1 pseudogene is annotated in these 304 nt (G+C 60.9%); it reads left to right on the top strand.

The window, feature by feature from the left end:
• Window positions 1-304 (top strand): annotated as a pseudogene (locus ACTJKJ_RS27330) (serine protease); the annotation flags it as partial.

Here is a 304-nt window from a genome sequence, read left to right as displayed (position 1 = left end):
TCTGATACAGGTTGATTTCCATACGGACGGCAACAATCTGGCGACAGTCGCGAGTGCTGCCCTTCCTCTGTATGAAGCGGGCACCGCAGCGTGGAGACAGGGAAGGGACGCGGCGGGAGACGTCGACGTCTCGACTCTCAAGCTCCGACGGGAACAGATGCCGGACAAGGCGGTCTGGCACGCCTTTCCCTCCGAAGAGATGCCGGAGCTGGAACGGGACATCGGCTTGGGTACGCCGGTGCTAATCGTCGGGTTCCCCATGGGGTTTCACGATGAATTGCATCACCTACCGGTGGCTCGATCC

It is taken from the genome of Roseateles sp. 22389, from assembly GCF_052044995.1.
Lineage (GTDB): Bacteria > Pseudomonadota > Gammaproteobacteria > Burkholderiales > Burkholderiaceae_C > Roseateles.
This window is presented reverse-complemented; position numbering and strand designations above follow the sequence as displayed.